Origin of the sequence: Providencia sp. 2024EL-00732, assembly GCF_044006275.1 — a bacterium.
In the GTDB taxonomy this organism is placed as follows: Bacteria; Pseudomonadota; Gammaproteobacteria; order Enterobacterales; family Enterobacteriaceae; genus Providencia; species Providencia huashanensis.
This window is the reverse complement of record NZ_JBIPDG010000001.1, coordinates 77,526-99,888: the sequence shown is the minus strand read 5'-3', so window position 1 is coordinate 99,888 and position 22,363 is coordinate 77,526. Positions and strand designations below refer to the sequence as shown.

Here is a 22,363-nt window from a genome sequence, read left to right as displayed (position 1 = left end):
AAATTTCACTCATGTCAGATAGCTTTCAAAATGAAGTCCCCAAAGCACGGGTCAATATTAAATTAGAACTGCACACGGGCGGCGCTCAGAAGAAAGTGGAATTGCCACTTAAGTTATTAGCGATGGGTGATTACAGTAACGGACAAGATAACCGCGCGTTGTCTGAGCGTGAAAAAGTAAATATCAATAAAAATAACTTTGATAGCGTCCTTAGTGAATTTACACCAACAGTTAACTTAACGGTAAAAAATACCCTTGCTGGTGATGGAAGTGACGAAAGCGTAAACCTCTCTTTCAAAAATATGAAAGACTTCGAACCTGAGCAAGTGGCTCGTCAAATCCCCCAACTTCGAGCCATGTTAGCCATGCGTAATCTGCTACGCGACCTGAAATCTAACCTCCTCGATAACGCTACGTTCCGCCGTGAATTGGAAAATATCCTTAAGGACCCAGCACTCAGTGATGAACTACGTGAAGAGCTAGCACAACTTGCACCGAAGAAAGATTAATTTGGATTATTAAAGGATTATGCTGATGTCTGTAAAAAATGAATCAACCCAAGGTGCAATGACTGTACTTGATGAAACCTCGAATCAAGGCGTTTATGCTTCTTTATTTGAAAAAATCAATTTAACCCCTGTTGCTACAATCAGTGATATTAACGCATTCCAAGATAATACTGCGCTAGCTGATGCAACTGCGGATGAACGAGTCACGGTTGCCGTTCAAGTATTTTTAGACCGTTTAAAATCTTCTGGTCAAAAAGTGGAGCGTTTAGACCGCAACCTGCTTGACCATCATATTGCTGAACTCGATAAGCAAATCAGCCAGCAATTAGATGAAGTGATGCACCATCAAGACTTCCAAAAAGTTGAATCTACTTGGCGTGGTTTAAAATTCCTTGTTGATCGCACTGATTTTCGTCAAAACGTAAAAATTGAGCTACTGGATATTGCCAAGGATGACTTGCGCCAAGATTTCGAAGATAGCCCGGAAATTATCCAAAGTGGTCTTTACCACCATACCTATATTGCAGAATATGACACCCCAGGTGGTGAGCCTATTGCAGCGATAATCTCTAACTATGAGTTTGACCGTAGCGCGCAAGATATCGCCTTATTACGCAGCATCTCTAAAGTCTCCGCGTCTGCCCATATGCCATTTATTGGGTCTGTTGGACCAAAATTCTTTGGCAAAGAGACCATGGAAGAAGTGGCTGCTATCAAAGATATTGGTAACTACTTTGACCGTGCTGAATACATTAAATGGAAAGCTTTCCGTGATTCGGATGATGCCCGCTATATTGGTTTAACCATGCCTCGTGTATTAGGCCGTTTACCTTATGGCCCTGATACTGTACCTGTTCGCAGCTTCAATTACGTTGAAGAAGTCAAAGGGCCAGATCATGAGAAATATTTGTGGACTAATGCCACATTTGCTTTCGCTGCCAACATGGTTAAAAGCTTTATCAACAACGGTTGGTGTGTGCAAATTCGTGGTCCGCAAGCAGGTGGAGCAGTTAAAGATTTACCTATTCATTTATTTGATTTAGGTACAGGTAGTCAGGTGAAAATCCCATCAGAAGTGATGATCCCTGAAACGCGCGAATTTGAATTCGCTAATCTTGGCTTTATCCCACTGTCGTACTACAAAAACCGCGATTATTCGTGCTTTTTCTCGGCTAATTCCACCCAAAAGCCCGCGCTGTATGACACTGCCGATGCGACAGCAAACAGCCGAATCAACGCGCGTTTACCCTATATTTTCCTACTCTCTCGCATTGCCCATTACCTGAAACTGATCCAACGTGAAAACATTGGTACCACCAAAGATAGACGCCTCCTTGAACTTGAACTCAACAACTGGGTTCGTGGTTTAGTCACTGAAATGACCGACCCGGGTGATGATTTACAAGCTTCTCATCCACTTCGCGATGCAAAAGTGGTTGTTGAAGACATTGAAGATAACCCAGGCTTCTTCCGCGTGAAACTGTATGCCGTCCCACACTTCCAAGTCGAAGGCATGGATGTGGATTTATCGTTGGTTTCGCAGATGCCTAAAGCCAAAGCCTAACGATTAGTAAAGGTCATTCAGGATGAAAATCTACCGTCCCTTATGGACAGACGGGGCCTTTTTGGCCCCTCAACAATTTCAACAACAAGCTCGTTGGGACAGCCATGTCGCTGAAGTCGTTGCTCAAATGGGTATTGCCTCAACGTGGGGTGTGATTAGTACTGAATTTGATGACAGTGCTTTAACCCTATCTCGAGTTAGCGCACAAAAGATGATTGTGCGTTTTCACGATGGCACACTTATTGACACGACTCTGTCTGATGCTCTTCCTCCGGTATTATCCCTTAATGACTACGCAGATCGTCAGTCATTAGACATCGTGCTAGCGTTACCTTTAATGCTAGCAAATGGCGGCAACTTGGCCCCTGAAACGGGTACAGATCGCCCTCGTCGGTTTAGCCAAGAATGGGTTAAAGTTCAAGACCTACTCGGGCATGAGCAAACGGATATTGCAGTATTACGTCATGTGGCAACGCTACGTTTTGCCCATGATGAGAATGAAGCCTATATGACTTGCCCAGTTGCACGGCTGATCCGCAATGCACAAGGGGCATGGGAATTTGATAAGCGTTTTATTCCCCCCTTGCTCGCTTGTCAGGGAAGTCTTGAACTACGCACGTTACTCTCTGAATTTATGCACCGCTTAGTCGCTAAACGCCGTCGACTGATGGCTCTGCGCCGCGAAAGCAATGAGAAAATGGCAGACTTCGTGGTTGCTGATGTCTCATTATTTTGGCTATTAAATTCACTGAACAGCGCCGAACCTGTACTCAATGAACTTAGCACGGCATTACATCGTCATCCTGAATTACTCTATCGAGAACTCGCCCGTTTAGCAGGGAGCTTATTAACTTTCTCTTTAGAAAGTAAATTGGAAGATATTCCGCAATACAAACATGAGCAACCGGAGCAGGTTTTCCCTCCTCTTTTTACGCTATTAAACACCCTGCTTGAAGCCAGCTTACCTTCACGTGTTATCAGTATTGAATTAGTAAAAGAAGGTCCTTTCTGGACAGGGCAGCTTCATGATGGCCGCTTACGTGAAGAGGCGGATTTCTATTTATCCGTACGCTCATCTTTACCCGCTCACCTACTCATTGCTCAATTTCCTTTGCTGTGTAAAGCAGGTAGTCGGGATGATGTTGCTGATGTGGTCAATGTGGCACTCAATGGTATCCCATTAAAACCGCTCAGCCATGTGCCAACCGCGGTTCCACTTCGTTTAGAAAATCAATACTTTGCGCTAGATATTGAAACACCTGCGGGTCAAGCCATGCTTTCTTCAGGGCAATGTGCCTTTTACGTCCCGAGTACATTAGGTGATATTCAATTAGAGCTGTTTGCGGTACTTCGCTCATGAAAAATACAATGTCACACCACACTATTGACATGATTTTTGCTCAAACTTGGTTAATGGTTTGTCAACTTCATCAGGGCACTGCCATCTCTCAGGGTGATAATTTTTACCACCGAGTTTGTCAGCTGATTGATGAAACGCGTCAAAAATTACTTGAACATGGTTATCCAGAAACTGCCATTGAACATATGCAATATGCCCAATGCGCATTAATTGATGAAAGCGTGATGAATCGCCAGCATCAACAAGATGATGGATACAACACTTGGATACAATCACCGTTGCAAGCCCGTTACTTCAATACATTGGAAGCGGGAGATAAACTGTGGGATCGCCTACGCAGTATTTTAAATGAAACGGCACCTAACCCAGATGTTTTGCTCTGTTTTCATCGCGTGCTCACCCTCGGGTTTGTTGGAAAATTTCGCCAGCAAAATGCGCCAGAACGCGAGCGTATCGTTGCTCAACTCAATGTTCAACTTCCTGATTATCTGATTTCATCAGACTTACCTCTTGTCGTAAAACCTAAATTACGTTTTAGCCGCCGCCGACTCTACTGGTTTGGTTGGATTGGTGGAGCTCTTGTGCTCGCTGCAATGTGGTGGGGCTTCAGTGCATCGTTAGAACACTTACTACAACAATGGATGACACAAGGATAGGCATGCAAAACCCAACCAAACAGTGTCTGACACTTTTTGCGACAGGCCTTTTTCTGTGGTTACTCTGGGGGTTTTGGTCCCTAGGGCAAACTGTCACTATTTTTGTATCGGTCTTAGTGCTGGCTCTTACCGGTGGGATGTTATTTTGGCAGTATAAGCAGCGCCGCCAAATGCTTTCTACTGAGCATGATTATGCGGGTGCATTGCCTGCCGATAACTACTCGGGTCCTGTTATCCTCGTTTGTGGTCAGTCTGATGCCCTATTTTTGAGTGACCAATTACACCGAGAAACTCGCCAAGGTTGGTATATTCGGGTATCTGCCCCCACTGAATTAGTTAAATTAGTGACTGCATTGATGGAACATGCCCCATCATTATCAGGGCAGACATCATTACTGTATATCGTCCTGCCGGAACAACTTACTCAGCAAGAAACACTCACTCAAGCATTGCTCAATTGGCGTCGAGCCATTGGTGAAAGCAACCAAAAAATAGGGTCAAAACTGCCATTTTGGGTCACAGTGTATCTCACTATGCCTCGCCAAACAGGTACAGACCTACACGTGGATGGCGAACACACTCCATGGATGACTTTACTCAGCCACCAAAATGAGTTTCAGGTAGAACAAGAAGGTTCTATGTCAGCCCCCTACTCTGTCTGGTTGCCCGCCCATATTGGGCACTCAGAGCAAAGCCTGCAATTTTCCCTGTGGTTAGATACCTTACAGAGTTGGCTCAACCAAGTTTTAGTCCCACAGTTCACCGTGTCTCAAGCAGGAGCACCAAAGCAAACTCCTTCAGCATGGGCTATTCAATGGATAGATATCACCAGCCAACCTAACAACTTATGGCAGCAATTTATCCAAGAAAAAACCATGCTGCCGCTATATTCATCAATTCAAACCACTGATTTGCTGCCTTTACCCGATGTGATGTTACGACGCTTACGCCATGATATTAGCTTAAGCCGCACAGAGAAAACCCTTGGGGCTATCGGAATTATTTTCGGGGTCTTCTTGGTAGGCGCATTAATCGGAAGTTACTACCATAACCAACAACTCATTCGTCACATTGGCGAAGATGTTGCTCGTTTTTCGCAACTTTCGGATACCCCTCTTGCACCAAAACAGACCGCTTATCTGCAATTGCAAGATGATGCAACTGAATTGGCACGTTGGGAACGCGAAGGGATACCAACCTCTCACTCTTTAGCGTTATATCAGGGAAATAGAATATTACCCTACTTGCACACGCTATTAGGTAGTTGGGCTCCCCCACCGCCACCGACGCCTATCATTGTTCAAAGTGCCCCTGAAATGGTCACCCTTGATAGCCTATCGTTGTTTGATGTAGGGCAATACACCCTCAAAACGGATGCAACTAAAGTTTTAGTCGATGCCTTGCTCAATATTAAAGCCAAACCCGGTTGGTTAATTGTCGTCTCCGGCTATACCGATAACACCGGAAACCCAGCATTAAACCAAACACTCTCATTAAAACGCGCCGAATCGGTCAGAGATTGGATGATAGAAACCAGTGATATCAGCCCTGCTTGTTTTGCTGTTCGAGGGGACGGGCAAAATAACCCAGTTGCTGATAATCAAACCGCTGAAGGCCGAGCAAAAAATCGACGCGTTGAAATACGACTCATCCCTCAAGCAGATGCTTGCCAGGGCGCAGATAATCAAACCGTGTCACCGATGGACGATGACACACATTCGACACAAAAGGAGAAGTAACCATGGCTATTCCTGTTTATTTATGGCTAAAAGATGACGGCGGCGCGGATATCAAGGGCTCTGTCAATGTACAAGACCGTGAAGGCAGTATTGAAGTGGTCGCACAAGACCATAACCTGTATATCCCAACCGATAACAATACCGGTAAATTAACGGGTACACGTATCCATACGCCATTTATTTTCGTGAAAGAAATTGATGCATCAAGCCCTTATTTATACAAAGCGGTGACCACGGGTCAAACTTTGAAAGAAGCTGAATTCAAATGGTACCGCATTGATGATGCTGGGCAAGAAGTGGAATATTTCAATACCAAGCTTGAAAACGTCAAAGTGGTCAAAGTCGCGCCAAAAATGCACGACATCAAAGACCCTAACAAAGAGAAGCACAACCATCTCGAAGAGATTGAACTGCGCTACGAAAAAATCACTTGGACCTATAAAGACGGCAATATCATTCATTCCGATTCTTGGAATGAGCGTGCAACCGCTTAATTAAAACAAGCAGGCGTTTCGGCGTCTGCTTTTTTTGTACGTATTCGTACACCGATGACACACAACACACAATTTATCTTGATACCTAATGAACCTCGGTTAACGGTTAGGGGCGGTAGCATTTCTTGCTGTCTCTAACCGTTTTCACCCCAATATATTTTTACCCCAATACGAGAGAAAGAATATGGACAATTCATCCGTGATGCTATTACGCCGCCTAAACCCTTACTGTGCCAACGCATTAGAAGCGGCGGCTTCACTTTGCCAAACACGAGCGCATGCGGAAATTACCATTGAACATTGGTTGCTCAAATTATTGGAAATGGGGGAAAGCGATATCACGGTGTTAGCTCGCCGCTATGAATGGGATATGTCAGCCCTTTGGCAAAGTTTACTGACAGATATCGACAACTTACCACGCTCCATTCACACGCGCCCGTCTTTATCAAAACCGCTGCTGAATCTCATTCAACAAGCTTGGGTGATTGCATCATTGGATGAAGATATCGAACATATTCGCAGCGTGCATTTATTATCTGCCATGGCTCAGCAACCGTCACTGGTGCCCAATGATAATTTGTGGCCATTAATGACATTAAGTACCACCCAACTTCAACGCTTAAGACCGATGCTTGATGCCCAATCCGATGAGCGCCCTGAAATACAACAACTCGCCACACATAATCAATCCTTATCCCATGAAACGCCATCTGACGCTAACCATGTAGAAACGGCGAAAAGCTCAAATGTGATTGGCAATACACTGAACGAAGCACTACTGGCCGTACTGAATAAATTCACCGTCGATGTCACTGAAAAAGCACGCGAAGGCGCGATTGACCCTGTCTTTGGACGTGATGACGAAATTCGCCAAATGGTGGATATTCTTTCTCGCCGTCGTAAAAACAACCCAATTCTCGTCGGCGAGCCGGGTGTCGGGAAAACAGCCTTGGTGGAAGGCTTGGCCTTACGCATTGTCGAAGGGAATGTGCCCGTTAGCCTGCAAACCACCGCCTTGCGCACTTTAGATTTGGGGCTACTGCAAGCGGGCGCTGGCGTTAAAGGCGAATTTGAGCAGCGCCTAAAAAACGTGATTGAGGCCGTACAACAATCCCCTACCCCGATTTTACTGTTTATCGATGAAGCCCATACCATCATTGGCGCAGGCAACCAAGCCGGTGGCGCCGATGCGGCGAACTTACTCAAACCCGCGCTAGCTCGCGGTGAATTGAGAACCATTGCAGCGACAACATGGTCTGAATACAAACAATATTTTGAACGCGATGCCGCCTTAGAGCGCCGCTTCCAAGTGGTCAAAGTCGATGAGCCAGACGACGAAAAAGCCTGTTTAATGCTGCGGGGGCTAAAACCACGCTATGCCAAATACCACGGTGTTCATATCACAGATGATGCAGTGAAAGCAGCGGTGACTTTGTCTCGCCGTTACTTAACGGGTCGTCAACTCCCCGATAAAGCCGTGGATTTACTCGATACCGCCAGCGCCCGTATCCGCATGAGCCTCGACACGCTCCCTGAAGAGCTGACCCGTTTAAAAGCCAAGCGCAATGCCTTAGAACTTGAGCAGCAAGCCATTCTTGATGACTTGGCGATTGGCAACACCACCAATCAATCCCTTCTAAACGAATTAGTCACTCAAGATGCGCAAATAGCGATACAACTGGCTGAGTTAGAACAGCGTTTTGAGCAAGAAAAAAACCTTATCAGCGAACTCTTAGAACAGCGCCGTCAATCCCAAGATGTGAGTGACATTCAAACCCAATTAGAACAAGTGCAGCAAAGCGAACCACTGATCACCCCTGATGTGGATATCAGAACCGTTGCCACCGTCATCGCAGATTGGACAGGCGTGCCATTATCCAGCCTATTAAAAGACGAACAAACCGAGCTGCTAGAGTTAGAAGATTCGCTTGGCAAACGTGTCGTGGGTCAAGAAAGCCCATTGATGGGGCTTGGGCAACGACTGCGCGCCGCTCGCACGGGTCTCGCCTCAGAAAATGGCCCGCAAGGGGTATTTTTACTGGTTGGCCCAAGTGGCGTAGGGAAAACGGAAACGGCTTTGGCCTTGGCAGATGTCCTGTTTGGTGGCGAAAAATCCTTAATTACCATCAACATGTCCGAGTATCAAGAAGCCCACACTGTCAGCCAATTAAAAGGCTCTCCCCCAGGCTATGTAGGTTATGGTCAAGGCGGTATTTTAACGGAAGCCGTTCGCAAGCGCCCTTACAGCGTCGTGTTACTTGATGAAGTGGAAAAAGCGCACCGCGATGTGCTCAACCTGTTTTATCAAGTGTTTGACCGTGGTTTTATGCGCGATGGCGAAGGCCGTGAAATCGATTTTCGCAATACCGTGATTTTAATGACAGCAAACTTGGGCAGTGACTTGCTGATGCAACAACTCGAAGCGTTCCCTGAGTCTACCGACGGCGAACTGCAAGAATTGCTGCGCCCAACCTTGCGCGACCACTTCCAACCTGCATTATTAGCGCGTTTCCAAACCCTGATTTATCGCCCATTAGGCCCTGTCGCACTGCGCCAAATTGTTGAAATGAAACTGGGCAGCGTGATTAAGCGTCTCTACACCCATTACAAACTCGAAGGGATTGTCGATGAAGCGCTGTACGACACCCTCGTGAGTGCCTGTTTATTACCTGACACCGGCGCCCGCAACATTGATAGCCTGCTTAACCAACAAATTTTACCGGTACTGAGCCAACAATTACTCATGCGCCAATCGAACCACCAGCAAGCGCAAAGCCTGACTTTGGGTTATAGCGAAGAAGATGGGATCACCCTGAGTTTCAGTGATATTGAGGAGATAAATCCATGAGCCTACTCGATACAGCCAAAAACTTACTTCAAGGCCAAAACCGCTATCGCCTAGAAGTCCAAGGCTGCTCAGATTTACTGGACGTTGAACATTTTACGGGGCGTGAAGCGGCTAGCGACACCTATCGCTACCAAATTACGTTTACCTGTTCCGCCCAAGACCTTTCTGCTCAACAATTATTACGCCGTAATGCCAGCCTGACCTTTTGTGCACCGATAAATAACTTAATGGGGCTCGCCACTCAACCGAGCGTTGCCAAGCGCGTTCATGGCGTGGTTACAGATTTTCGTCGCCTCTCCGGCTCTGCGGATGAAGCGCGCTATCAGTTAGTTATCGAACCTTTTTTTGCGCTACTTCGTCATCAAATTCGCAGCCACCGTTTCTTTATCAACCAATCTGTGCCGCAAGTAGTTGAACAAATTTTGCGGGAACATAATTTCAAAGGCTGGGAATTCGAATTTCATCTCGAAAAAGCCTACCCAAAACGCGAACAAATCAACCAAATTAATGAAAGCGACCGCCAATTTATTGAGCGTTTATTGAGTGAAGTGGGGATTTTTTATCGCTTTAGTTTACAAGATGAAACACAAACAGAAGTTCTGCATTTTACGGACAGCCAACGCGGTTATGTGTATGACAAAACGCTGCCATTAAATAGTCCGTCGGGGCTGAGCGATAACCATGCCGACAGTGTTTGGGGATTATCTTTACGTCATCAAGTGGTTGAAAGCACTGTTTTTGCCAAAGACTATAACCACCGACTGGCAGAAGATACGTTAATCTCCGCCGTTGCCGATATGACCCGCGGTGATGGGGAGAAAACCAATTACGGCGATGTTTATCACTATAAAGGCCGCCACCTCACCCGTGGAGATAAAATTCGCCCTGAAACTGAAACCGCTAACTTCTGGGCAAGACTCGACCACGAGCGCTTTTTAGCTCGTCAGACTTTACTACGCGGAGAAAGTAGCGCAGCAGACCTGACGCCATTATTAGTGCTAAGTATTCAAGATAACCCGCTCAGTTCGACGTTACCCAGCGTATTCAAATCACCAATTCTAATTATTCGCCTACGCTTTACCGCCAGCCGAGATAAAGCGCTAACTGTTCGCTTTGACGCGGTGCCTTACACCGAAGCACTGTGTTGGCGCCCTGCTCTAAAACCGCGCCCTGTGATTGCCGGAACATTAATGGCACGCGTCACCAGCGCAAAAGACCACGATATTTATGCCCACCAAAATGAACACGGCTTTTATTGGGTGAAATTCGATGCAGACCGTGATGATAAAACCAAGGGCTATGAAAGTATGCCTGTGCGCTTGGCGAAACCTTACGCCGGCGATACGTATGGGATGCATTTCCCGCTGATTCAAGGGACTGAAGTCGCTATCGCCTTCCATGAGGGCGACCCAGACCGCCCTTACATTGCTCATGCACTGCATGACTCCCGCCACCCCGACCACGTGACGGATAAAAATAACACCCGTAATATGATCCGCACACCTACGAATAACAAACTGCGCATGGAAGATAAACGCGGGCAAGAGCATATTAAGCTCAGCACCGAATATGGCGGAAAAACCCAGTTAAATCTGGGGCATTTGGTGAATGCCGAACGCGAACAGCGTGGTGACGGTTTTGAGTTACGTACAGATAGCTGGGGCGCGATCCGTGCGGGTAAAGGGTTGTTTATTACCACCGATAAGCAGGATAAAGCCGGTGGGGATGTGTTGGCGATGGAAGAGGCGGTAGCACAGTTAAAACAAGCACAGCAGTTAACGGAATCTCTCAAAGAAGCCGCTAACGTTGCAAAAGCTGAGCTGGCTGATTTACAAACACAGAAAGAACTCCTGTCTGAAACACTCAATGAACTTCAGCAATCCGCTCTGCTGGTTTCCTCACCCGAAGGTATTGCACAGACCACCCCCAAAAGCATTCAAACCTCGGCAGGTGAAAATATCATCAGTACTGCCCGTAAAAATGCAGATTTTAGTATTGCCAAAAAGTTCACCGTGGCTGCTGGCGAAATTATCAGCCTATTCGCCCAAAAGCTCGGGATCAAAATCTTTGCCAATCAAGGCAAAATCGCGATTGAGGCTCAACATGATGAAATGTTCTTAGATGCCTTAAAGGATATAAGCATTAGCAGCCATGATGGCAAAGTCATCATCAAAGCCAAAAAGGAAATTATTTTAACCAGTGGTGGTGGCTATATTCGTATTGCAGAGGGCACGGTGGAATGTGCCGCACCCGATAAAATCATCGAACGCGGTGCTGTTTGGCAAAAATTTGGCGGGCAAAGCATCAATGAAGCGATGCAGTCATGGGAAAGCTCAGAGTTCGCGGTTAAGCCCCAATTGGTTAATTTAGGCGATTTAGGCAGTCCTCATCTACCAAAGCCTGTTGGTATTTATGCCGAAGGCACAAAGAGTACCAGTGCGAGTGATGCCCAAGGAAATTTATCTGAGCGTAAGGGTTTAGGGCTAGATCAATTAGGTATTAAACTTGATAGAGAATAGTGCCAAGTTAGTGGTTAAGGAATTCAATTTAAGGATTTTTATGACAGATAAATCAGCAACACCTACCGAATGCCAACACATTTCTTATCACTTACCTCAGTGGGATGAAAATGGAAAATGTAGTTGGATTGACATTCAATTACAGCACAAATCCCTAAATGCCGAAGCGAAGTGTATAGTTCCACCAACTAAAGTAATTCCTGTTATTTTTATCCCTGGGATTATGGGGACGAACCTTAAAGATAAGAAAAATAAATCTATTTGGCGAGCAGATTTGGAAAATGGAGCAGATACTTTATATTTACTCTGGAAAAGTAGTAATGAAAGACGCAATCTCTTGAATGTGAAAACAACCTTAGTTGATGACCAAGGCAAGATTAAACCAAGTAGCCACACGTTTTTTTCTGATGATGGAAATTTGTTTCCAAGTCGAGCTAAGCGGAATTGGGGAGAAGCACTTTACTTAAGTTATGGTGAGTTCTTAGATATATTCCAAACAACCTTAATCGATGATTGGCAAAAAGACATATTGAATATAGTACTCAAGCATAAGCCGACATCCGCACAAGAATATGTAAGTCGTAAAGGTATTCTCAGCAACCTTGAAGGTCAATTACTTGGAGAGACTCAAGACACTCCTTTAACGCACAAGGAGCTAACACACTTCAAACATTTTCTATTTCCTGTACATGTTTTTGGCTATAACTGGCTGGTTGATAATGCTGAATCAGCGGCTCAGTTGGTTAAATATATTGGTAAGGTAATAGAAACTTACAAGCATAAACACGGATATGGTTTAGCAATAGAAAAAGTTATTATTGTCACTCACTCCATGGGGGGATTAATTGCTCGCTATGCGATGAATCCACCGGAAGGCTCGTTTCAAGGGTGCCAAGATAAAGTGTTAGGTATTGTGCATGGTGTTATTCCTGATTTGGGGTCACCTGCCGCATATCGACGTATGAAAACTGGTGCTGGAAAAGAGGGAATTCCAGGTCTCGTATTGGGTAAAAATGCGGAGGAACTCATGCCAGTATTGGCATTTGCACCAGCACCTCTGCAATTATTACCATCACCTAAATACCCCCCGAATTGGCTTAAGTTTGATGATGGGATAAGCTATCCTAAGATTGCCCCTTTTGAAGAAATCTATTTAAGAAACGATGTTTGGTGGCGGTTATATGAACCTGATATCTTGGATAAAGATGAAACAATAAGTCAAAGTAACTGGGATGCATATGACAGCCTTATGGATACAACCGTCAGAAATTTTATGGAAAAACTGGATGAAGGAATATACCATCCAAATACCTATGTATTCTATGGTAAAGAAGTCAAATCTGATGGTTTTTTAACATGGGTAAAAGAAAATAAAATATATCAGAATCCTTATACAGGGCAACCCGTTATTCCTCAACATACAACACATGATCGCCAAATTGTTCAATTGCCAAATGGCGAATATTGTGAATACCTATTAACCCAATCTAATACTGCGGGTGATGGCACAGTGCCAATTGAATCTTTAAATGAAATAAAAAAACACTCTTTACTTAGAGGATGGTTAGCAACAAATGTTGACCACCAAGATGCTTATGCTGTCAGTGGTACAGCCCCTAAGAACTACAGTGAAGCAATCAAATTTACATTACAATCAATAATTAAAATGGTGCAAGAGGTAGATATTCGTGCAGCGGATTAACTTATTGGTCAGTGGCGTATTAGGTGTTATTTTCATTTTAGCGGGGATTATTTGGTATTTATTACCATACCCACTCCCTGAATTAACCGACAAGGAAAAAATGGTGGTAGATAATTTATTTGAAAAAACCAAAACCCAGTGCATTAGTCGTTATATCATTGATGTTCCTGAATCGTTTAATAATCAGCTAAAAGATAATATTTACATTGATAATTTTAAGATTGAAAGCCAGTTTATCTACCCGCCATCGTTTAAACAACGTATTGAATTACGTGAGGCAGAATTGCGGGAATGGAAAACTAGCGCAGAAAATGCGCCCATGCTAAAAGAGGTTATTCAATTACCGGATGGTAAAGGTGTTATTTTTGATCGAAATAAACCCGCTACAGATGATGCATATCGAGTATTAGAAGCACATATCTATCTTAATCATATTGCATTTATTATTACTACTGATATCCGAGATTTCTCCGATAAAAAATACACAAAAAGAAAGGCTGAATATTTAGCTCGAGGTGGAAGTGAATTCCTGTCAAATCAGAAACCATCTCGATTAGTCGCTATGCGCTCTCTTATCTCCCGGTTAAGTGGCCGATTAGATGATGAAATTCCAACCGAAAAAGGTACCTGTATTCCGAATGGTTTTATTTTAGATGACACTGAAAAACATCAACAACAAGTGACTATCCTCTACGAAAATGCAGATTTTTTCTTATCATTGGAATTTGATAATCGTTACTTAGGCTCAAGTGATACTCTATTAAACCGAGATAATGAGATTATACCGATGCTCTATCAACAAGGATATCAGACGATAAAAAAAGGTGATCTAACACCTAATGGTATACCATCACAAGAGTGGCTAGTGGCAAAAAAACAAGAAGTTTATTCTGATACTGAGAATAGGCGAATACCTAACCTGCCGTATTATGATTTTCAATTTTTTGCTAATGAAGCAACGGCAACAAACACAATTCCTAAGTTAAATATTGGCATGCATAATCAAGATAAGTTCACTTCATATAGTGGTGCACAAATGGTCGAAATTTGGGATCGAATTGTCGGTTCTCTACGTTACAAACCGAATGCGTTTTGATCTATACAAGAGGGATAATAAATACCTAAACAGTAAGCCCCTTTTCTGATACGAATCCGAAAGGGGGCGATAAAATAACGGCTAAAAAACACTGAGTATTCTGGTGGTTCTGATAAAAATGGTTTTCCATTATCAATGACTGAACTTTTGCGTAAAGATAATAACGTTATTTCCAAAAAGTAGGTTCACAATGAAAGGATTTGTCTGTCTTGGTGACAAAAATACCCATGGAGGCCATGTGCTCTCGGCTTCATCCACAATGTACATTGATGATAAACAAGTTGCACTCGTTGGAGATCTTGTTTCCTGCCCCAAACACGGAAATAACACCATCATAGAAGGGGCTGATTCTGCTTTTGATAATGGCATTGCCATCGTAGTGGATCAGTGCCTATGTGCATGTGGGTGTCGTTAGGTATTGTGCATGGTGTTATTCCTGATTTGGGGTCACCTGCCGCATATCGACGTATGAAAACTGGTGCTGGAAAAGAGGGAATTCCAGGTCTCGTATTGGGTAAAAATGCGGAGGAACTCATGCCAGTATTGGCATTTGCACCAGCACCTCTGCAATTATTACCATCACCTAAATACCCCCCGAATTGGCTTAAGTTTGATGATGGGATAAGCTATCCTAAGATTGCCCCTTTTGAAGAAATCTATTTAAGAAACGATGTTTGGTGGCGGTTATATGAACCTGATATCTTGGATAAAGATGAAACAATAAGTCAAAGTAACTGGGATGCATATGACAGCCTTATGGATACAACCGTCAGAAATTTTATGGAAAAACTGGATGAAGGAATATACCATCCAAATACCTATGTATTCTATGGTAAAGAAGTCAAATCTGATGGTTTTTTAACATGAGTAAAAGAAAATAAAATATATCAGAATCCTTATACAGGGCAACCCGTTATTCCTCAACATACAACACATGATCGCCAAATTGTTCAATTGCCAAATGGCGAATATTGTGAATACCTATTAACCCAATCTAATACTGCGGGTGATGGCACAGTGCCAATTGAATCTTTAAATGAAATAAAAAAACACTCTTTACTTAGAGGATGGTTAGCAACAAATGTTGACCACCAAGATGCTTATGCTGTCAGTGGTACAGCCCCTAAGAACTACAGTGAAGCAATCAAATTTACATTACAATCAATAATTAAAATGGTGCAAGAGGTAGATATCCGTGCAGCTGACTAAAAAAAACCTCTATTGGGGCGTTATTACACTTATCGTGATAATGGTACTTGTGGGGCTTATTCTTTTTACGGAACAGCAAGCCCATACTCAACTGACTGACAAGGAAAAAGTGGTGATTGATACCTTATTTGAAAAAACTAAACCCCAATGCATTGGCCGTTATATTATTGATGTCCCTGATTCATTCAATAATCGGCTACATGATAGTGTGTATATTGGTGATTTTAAAATTGAAAGCAAGCTTATTTATCCTCCGGCATTTCGGCAACGTATTGAATTACGTGAGGCAGAATTACGGGAATGGAAAACTAGCGCAGAAAATGCGCCCATGCTAAAAGAGGTTATTCAATTACCGGATGGTAAAGGTGTTATTTTTGATAGAAATAAGCCGACATCAGATGATGCATATCGAATTTTAGAAGCTCATGTGTATGTGGATCATATAGCCTTCATTATTACTGCAAATATTGTTGATTTATCAGCTCCTAAATACGAGAAAGAAAAAAAATCCTATATCAATATATCTGGATTTACAGAAGCACAAACAAATACAAAACAAACTAAATTAGCCGCGATGCAATCATTGATTTCTCGATTACAAGGTCGTTTAGATCACGAAATTCCAATGGAAAAAGGCGCTTGTATTCCGAATGGTTTTATTTTAGATGATAACGAAGTCCCGAAACAGGATATTTCTTTTGTTTACGATCTAGGCGAGTTTATTTTATCGGTTGAGTCGGATAATCGTTTTGCTGGCTCTAATGATACCTTACTTAGCCGAAGTACTGAGATAAACGCAGCCATACGCCAACAAAATAGAGAAACCATTAAAAAAGGGAATTTATCACCCAGTGATATTCCATCACAACAATGGCTTGTGAAGGGGAAGCAAGAAGTTTATTCGAAATCGGAAAATAAAAAGATACCCGATTTACCGTATTATTTTTTTACGTTTCATTCTAATGAAGCAACGGGTTCTTTAACTGTTCCTAAATTACACATTCTTATGAACAATAGAAATAAATTCACGACTTACAGTGATGCTCAAATGATCGAAATTTGGGATAGGATTGTCGGCTCTCTACGTTATAAACCCAATGCGTTTTAATATTGGCAACAATACTAATTAAGTAGTTTAGAAAAAATGTCAGTATCATTGATGACAGCTTACCTAAAATAATTTTCATCTATTCTAAGGTAACCATAAAGAAAGACCGTAAGCTTACAGCCCATTCAGCATTAAAGACAAATCATATAATGTATATCCGCCCATACCCTGCCCTACATGGGTGACAGTTCTGCATTAAACTCACTTTAATTTTACTTCAAAGAACTATTATGAACGCCTATTTAAAGTTATTTACCCTATCTTCTTTAGTTATCAGTATCGCCGCCATTTCAGGCTGTGCTCCTAAAACAATGACCACTGAGCGAAATAAAAACATTACATTAGCAAACCCTTTTGGTGGCTCTACTGAAGGGCAATGCTATAAAATAATGGCAGAAAATAAAGATTATTATGGTCGTTTAGATAAAGACGGTCACCCTTTAGTGATACCTGAAATTGCTGATAAAGATATTTCGGTTAGTTTGTCCTTATTGTCAGACAACGATTGCAAAGAACAAGGCCTTTAATATTACCTAGGCTACTTTTTTAATTTTATTAATAACAAAAATTTAATTCTAGTTGGTTACTATGAAAGGATTTGTCTGTCTTGGTGACAAAAATACCCATGGAGGCCATGTGCTCTCGGCTTCATCCACAATGTACATTGATGGTAAACAAGTTGCACTCGTTGGAGATCTTGTTTCCTGTCCCAAACACGGAAATAACACCATTATAGAAGGGGCTGATTCCGCTTTTGATAATGGTATTGCCATTGTAGTGGATCAGTGCCTATGTGCATGCGGGTGTCGGGTGATCAGCTCCGAGCCCACAACCCATACAAAATAAGCAGATAAGGATATCGAATCAATGTATTGGAAAATTCCTACCATTCCCGATAAAACATTATTAACCAAACCTAATTATAAAATTGTAGTCGTATTTTTTACAACGTTAGCCGCTGCAATTTATATGTATGGAGCCACATTACCAACTGAGCAAAAAACACGTTTATTTCTTTTTTCATTGCCAGTAGTCGCACTGCTATTTTTTCTATCTATAAGTTTTTTGTATATCCGCTACCAACACGCGGTTATAACATTTGATAATTGGGAAAAAGAGAAAGAAATCACCAAACAGGAATGGCAAGCATGGTGTCAATCTTCAATTAGCTCTATCGCGAATGTTATTTATACCCCTGATAAAGACGGCACTGACGTGTTTTTGAAAGAAGCGGAAGCCATTCCGATGTTTCCTGATAAACCACGTCGTTTATTCAATAATCTGCAACTTGATGAAAATTTTATTACAGCCATCGACCTTCAACTCGAAAAACAGTGCCCTAATTATCGTTTTTATCTAACAACAATTTATATTTTAGATAATAATAGCGATGACAGTGATGTTCTAATTTATAATCAATGGCATCTTAAGCCTATTAAACCATCTCTATATAAAGATATTTTCTCTATTTATGAGAATAAAATAAATGATACATTTCTAGTTATTACTATCCAGTCAGCATCACAATTTAGTGAATTTATTTCAGCTCAACTATTTTCTAACGATGATAAACTAATTAACTCAAGTCGTGCTCGTATTGAGATAGAAAGGATAATGGAGTTTGATAATCAAGATATTGACAATGATATCGTGAAATACATTGATTACAGTGGAATATCAAAAAAAGATAAATTCCAAACATGGATAACTGAGAGTCAGCAAGATATCGTAGATAACGTTCTCATCACCTACACTGAAAAAAATATTGAGTTTGATAAAACTATTCCAATTCGTTCTTTAGCATTATCTTATTCAACACCACACCCCAATGCATTTTTAACATACCTTTCACTCGTAACTGAAATATCATTAAAAACAAAAACAGACCAAGTCCTCATTCACTCAAATCCTCATGGTGCCAATTACGCGGTTTATATTCGTAGGTCTTAATATGAAAAATAAAATATCTGCAAATTTTCCTCGTGGAAAATTATTTGCGATCCTTTTAATCTTACTACTGAGCTTTTCAGTTATTCTATTAGTAATTCATCAATATCAACCATTTAACTTAACACCTTACTATATCGGAATATCGACATTCAGTGTCATTGCTTTATTCGGTATTTATTTTTATCCTATAAAAAATAAATTTTCACAAAAGCAAGAGCAAAAAGCATTTAAGCCACAGAATAGATCCGTCGATTTAAATACGCCAATTAAACACATAAGCTTATTGCATGATGAAATTATTCAAGCACTACGTAACCAATACGGCACTTTCTGGCATTCCAAGGTCTCTATTCAACTCCTCCTCGGCTCCCACTCCGCCGTCGAAAAACTTGCTCCTAGCCTGACGCAAGAAATCTGGCAAGAATGTGATGGCACCCTGCTTATCTACGGTGGCGATATCGGGAGTTCTATCGATTCAGAGCGACTAGAAACCCTCAAACACCTGCGCCGACGTCGTCCGCTCGATGGTGTGATTTGGGTGACGGAAAACAGCATTTCATCCCAGCTTTTAGACAGCAACATTCACTTTACCAACCTGAATGCGGCCACTGCCCACAATGCAGGGCGTGCAATCCAAAACCTCTTTCAAGAACTCGGCTGGCGTGCGCCTGTTTGGGTATGGAGTGTCAGTGACCAACCCTCCCTCAGCGCAGTTGAAACGCCCGCTATCCTCTGTATGACTGAGCAAAATATGCCTGCCGAGGCGCTATCGCCTAGCTTATTAAGCCTGATCCCCGCACTTGTGATCAACGGAACCCAAGCGTTACTGCGTGAACAGAAACACACCTATCTGCTTGCTTTAGCCCAATTTTTACAAAACGGTGGCAGCCAACAACTCGCGACCGCATTAGCGCCACTTAATACCCCATCACGTACGCTGCCTTTTTCCGGCATCGCATTTAGCCCGTCTATCAATCCGTTAAATCAGCAACGTTTGCCAAATAGTTGGCACCCCGATACCCGCTGGCAAAGCTGGTTAAACCTGCAATCTGAACTGGCATCCGGTTTACAGCCGGCCGCTTTAGGCTTTGATAAAAAACGTCTCGTTCAATACGGCGCAGCCACCGCCATGACCTTGTGGGGCATAGGCATGATTGTCTCTTACTTCGCCAATCGCCAACTCATCGAAGACAGCTACCAAAGTGCGAGTGTCGCCGCTAACCACCAATTACCGGAAACGGAACGCCTTCAAGCCCAATACGACTTTCAGCAAACTCTGGGGCTGTTAACGCATCGCGAACAGAGCTCCGTCCCTGTTTGGCTGCATTTTGGCTTGAATAGCAATCAGCCACTATTAGCCCATTTATGGCCGCTGTATCAACAAACGGTACTCCCTCCTCTGCAAGATAATCTCCGTCAGCAACTTGAGCAACGGTTACAAGCTTATGCACAATTATCGCCAAATAGTGATGAACGCCGCCAAGCCACCCAAAGTGCGTATCAAGATTTAAAAACTTACCTCATGATGAGTACGCCAGAGCGTATGGAGCCTGCTTTTTTCACCAATCACGTTCTGACTGCCCTTTCTGTCCCGCAAGGAATGAACGAAGGCGAATGGCACACTCTCGGCAAAGAGTTACTCATGTTCTATGCCCAACAGCTACCGACGCACCCTGAATGGCAATTAAACGCCAACAATAACCTGATTAATCAAAGCCGTACCTTACTCACGCGGCAAATTGGTCAACGCAGCGAAAGTGCCACACTGTATCAAGAAGTGTTACGACAAGCGCAACATCAGTTCCCCGATATGACCTTAGATGATATGACGGGCGATACCGATGCCCACTTTTTATTGACGACAGAAGAGTTTGTACCGGGTATTTTTACCCGCAAAGCGTGGGAAGAATCGATCCAACCCGCCATCAAAAAAGTGGTTGAATCGCGCCGTCATGAAATTGACTGGGTATTGAGTGATAGCCAGCATGAACTTAGCCAAGATATTTCGCCTGATGCGCTCAAACAGCAGCTTACTGAACGCTATTTTGCTGACTTTGCTAATAGCTGGTTAAACTTCCTCAATAGCCTGCAATGGCGCCATACTGAAAGCTTATCCGATACTATCGACCAATTATCCTTAATGAGCGATGTGCGCCAGTCCCCCGTCATTGCACTGCTAAATACCCTCGCCTACCAAGGGAAAACCGGGCGTCAGGCAGAAAAACTGGCCGACTCGTTTGTTAACTCGGCGAAAGAACTGCTCAACAAAGAACAAAAACCCGTGATTAGCCAAAAAGCCGATTTTACGGGACCATTGGAAGACACTTTTGGCCCGGTCCTGAACTTTGTTGACCCTCAAGCCGCCTCACAAACTGGCGATAATCTGAGTTTACAAGCCTATTTAACCCGTATTACTCGTGTGCGCTTAAAACTTCAGCAAGTGGTCAATGCCCCCGACCCGCAAGCCATGTCCCAAACCTTCGCCCAAAGTATTTTAGACGGTAAAAATGTCGATTTTGCCCAAACGCGTGACATGGGCAGTTTAATTGCCGCCAGTTTTGGGCAAGAGTGGCAACCTTTTGGCGATGCACTGTTAGTGGAGCCGATGACGCAGGCGTGGCAACAATTGCTCACCCCAACCGCTCAGGGGATCAATAGCGAATGGCAAAATGCCATTGTCAATGAATGGAACAACGCCTTTGGCGGACGCTACCCCTTGAAAGACACGCAAAGTGATATTTCTTTGCCTCTGATGGCGCAGTATCTTCGCCCTGATAACGGACGTATTCAACGTTTCTTAGAAACCCGTCTGCAAGGGGTTTTACGCAAAGAAGGTCATCACTGGGTACCGAATAGTGCTAATGCGCAAGGATTACGCTTTAACCCTGAGTTTATTCAGGCGATGAATACCTTGAGTGAGCTAGGCGATGTGGCCTTCGCCAATGGAGAGGCTCGCCTGTACTTCGAAATGCGCCCGGGAACCAGTAAACAGGTGATGCAGACGGTACTGGTGGTCGATAAGCAAAATCTCACTTACGATAACCAATTCCCTGAGTGGCAACGTTTTGTGTGGCCTGCCGACACTATCGCTTCAGGCGCCTCATTGACTTGGATGACCACCTCCACTGGCACCCGCCTCTATCGAGATCATCGAGGTGTTTGGGGGTTAATCCGCTTACTTGAAGCGGCTCAAGTTACCCCTTATGCAGGAAGCACCAGTAGCTATACCGTGTCGTGGACCACCTCCGATGGCAATACACTCAATTACCAGCTGCGCACCGAAATGGGCCAAGGCCCACTGGCGCTGTTAAAACTACGCAACTTTGTGCTACCTGAAAAAATCTTCTTGGATGACTAGATCATCATTGATAGTTATTTTCGGTTTGACGTTTTTCGTATATTAAAGACGCCCTCTAACATCACTCACTAAATAAAAATGGGTTTTTGTTGAAATATTTCATTCATTATGCAACCCAAAATGAACGATGACAGTTCAAAAACTGATATAAAACTTCAAGATAGATATTTGTAGAGTCTTAGAATCATTTTGATGATATTTAATGTGTAGTATTGAACATTAAACTCACCAGTTTGACATTGTCGCTCTTA

The 22,363-nt window shown here is 43.2% G+C and carries 18 protein-coding genes; all 18 read left to right on the top strand.

Going from position 1 to position 22,363, the window contains the following annotated elements; translation table 11 throughout:
• The first annotated feature begins 11 nt into the window (after nt 1–11).
• The gene (gene tssB / locus ACHB7C_RS00360; RefSeq protein WP_042848028.1) at nt 12–509 is read left to right on the top strand and encodes a type VI secretion system contractile sheath small subunit; all 498 of its coding nucleotides are present in this window, start codon (nt 12–14) and stop codon (nt 507–509) included.
• 19 nt (nt 510–528) lie between these two features.
• Complete coding sequence (gene tssC / locus ACHB7C_RS00355) at nt 529–2,073, top strand: type VI secretion system contractile sheath large subunit (RefSeq protein ID WP_198861264.1); 1,545 nt, start codon at nt 529–531, stop codon at nt 2,071–2,073.
• A 22-nt stretch (nt 2,074–2,095) separates the two neighbouring features.
• Nucleotides 2,096–3,433: a type VI secretion system baseplate subunit TssK gene (gene tssK, locus ACHB7C_RS00350; protein WP_048606638.1), complete on the top strand. Its 1,338-nt coding sequence runs from the start codon at nt 2,096–2,098 to the stop codon at nt 3,431–3,433.
• On the top strand, nt 3,430–4,089 hold the full coding sequence (tssL, locus tag ACHB7C_RS00345) for a type VI secretion system protein TssL, short form (protein WP_048606636.1): 660 nt from the start codon (nt 3,430–3,432) through the stop codon (nt 4,087–4,089). Before tssK ends, tssL begins: the two co-directional genes overlap by 4 nt.
• Nucleotides 4,090–4,091: 2 nt before the next feature.
• A complete protein-coding gene (locus ACHB7C_RS00340; protein ID WP_042848034.1) occupies nt 4,092–5,828 on the top strand; it encodes an OmpA family protein in 1,737 nt (578 codons plus the stop codon).
• Between the two features lie 2 nt (nt 5,829–5,830).
• Complete coding sequence (locus ACHB7C_RS00335) at nt 5,831–6,322, top strand: Hcp family type VI secretion system effector (RefSeq protein WP_004912469.1); 492 nt, start codon at nt 5,831–5,833, stop codon at nt 6,320–6,322.
• A gap of 184 nt (nt 6,323–6,506) precedes the next feature.
• Entirely contained in the window at nt 6,507–9,170 is a 2,664-nt protein-coding gene (tssH, locus tag ACHB7C_RS00330) for a type VI secretion system ATPase TssH (protein ID WP_395346103.1), read from the top strand.
• A complete protein-coding gene (locus ACHB7C_RS00325) occupies nt 9,167–11,689 on the top strand; it encodes a type VI secretion system Vgr family protein (protein ID WP_395346101.1) in 2,523 nt (840 codons plus the stop codon). Before tssH ends, ACHB7C_RS00325 begins: the two co-directional genes overlap by 4 nt.
• Before the next feature lie 40 nt (nt 11,690–11,729).
• On the top strand, nt 11,730–13,391 hold the full coding sequence (locus tag ACHB7C_RS00320; RefSeq protein ID WP_071547916.1) for a hypothetical protein: 1,662 nt from the start codon (nt 11,730–11,732) through the stop codon (nt 13,389–13,391).
• The gene (locus ACHB7C_RS00315; protein ID WP_071547915.1) at nt 13,378–14,487 is read left to right on the top strand and encodes a T6SS immunity protein Tli4 family protein; all 1,110 of its coding nucleotides are present in this window, start codon (nt 13,378–13,380) and stop codon (nt 14,485–14,487) included. Before ACHB7C_RS00320 ends, ACHB7C_RS00315 begins: the two co-directional genes overlap by 14 nt.
• Before the next feature lie 190 nt (nt 14,488–14,677).
• Nucleotides 14,678–14,902 carry a PAAR domain-containing protein gene (locus ACHB7C_RS00310; protein ID WP_071547914.1) on the top strand — a complete coding sequence of 75 codons (225 nt, stop codon included), beginning with the start codon at nt 14,678–14,680 and terminating at the stop codon, nt 14,900–14,902.
• Nucleotides 14,881–15,354 carry a hypothetical protein gene (locus ACHB7C_RS00305; RefSeq protein ID WP_369106875.1) on the top strand — a complete coding sequence of 158 codons (474 nt, stop codon included), beginning with the start codon at nt 14,881–14,883 and terminating at the stop codon, nt 15,352–15,354. The genes ACHB7C_RS00310 and ACHB7C_RS00305 overlap by 22 nt, the downstream gene beginning before the upstream one ends.
• A gap of 150 nt (nt 15,355–15,504) precedes the next feature.
• The gene (locus ACHB7C_RS00300; RefSeq protein ID WP_145927299.1) at nt 15,505–15,696 is read left to right on the top strand and encodes a hypothetical protein; all 192 of its coding nucleotides are present in this window, start codon (nt 15,505–15,507) and stop codon (nt 15,694–15,696) included.
• 112 nt (nt 15,697–15,808) lie between these two features.
• On the top strand, nt 15,809–16,804 hold the full coding sequence (locus tag ACHB7C_RS00295; RefSeq protein WP_244058175.1) for a T6SS immunity protein Tli4 family protein: 996 nt from the start codon (nt 15,809–15,811) through the stop codon (nt 16,802–16,804).
• 230 nt (nt 16,805–17,034) lie between these two features.
• The gene (locus tag ACHB7C_RS00290) at nt 17,035–17,331 is read left to right on the top strand and encodes a hypothetical protein (protein ID WP_166685832.1); all 297 of its coding nucleotides are present in this window, start codon (nt 17,035–17,037) and stop codon (nt 17,329–17,331) included.
• A gap of 61 nt (nt 17,332–17,392) precedes the next feature.
• Nucleotides 17,393–17,650 carry a PAAR domain-containing protein gene (locus tag ACHB7C_RS00285; RefSeq protein WP_071547911.1) on the top strand — a complete coding sequence of 86 codons (258 nt, stop codon included), beginning with the start codon at nt 17,393–17,395 and terminating at the stop codon, nt 17,648–17,650.
• A 21-nt stretch (nt 17,651–17,671) separates the two neighbouring features.
• Nucleotides 17,672–18,754 (top strand): hypothetical protein, encoded by a 1,083-nt coding sequence (locus ACHB7C_RS00280; protein WP_071547910.1) that lies wholly within the window; start codon nt 17,672–17,674, stop codon nt 18,752–18,754.
• A 1-nt stretch (nt 18,755) separates the two neighbouring features.
• Nucleotides 18,756–22,112 carry an ImcF-related family protein gene (locus tag ACHB7C_RS00275; RefSeq protein WP_395346095.1) on the top strand — a complete coding sequence of 1,119 codons (3,357 nt, stop codon included), beginning with the start codon at nt 18,756–18,758 and terminating at the stop codon, nt 22,110–22,112.
• Nucleotides 22,113–22,363: the final 251 nt, after the last annotated feature.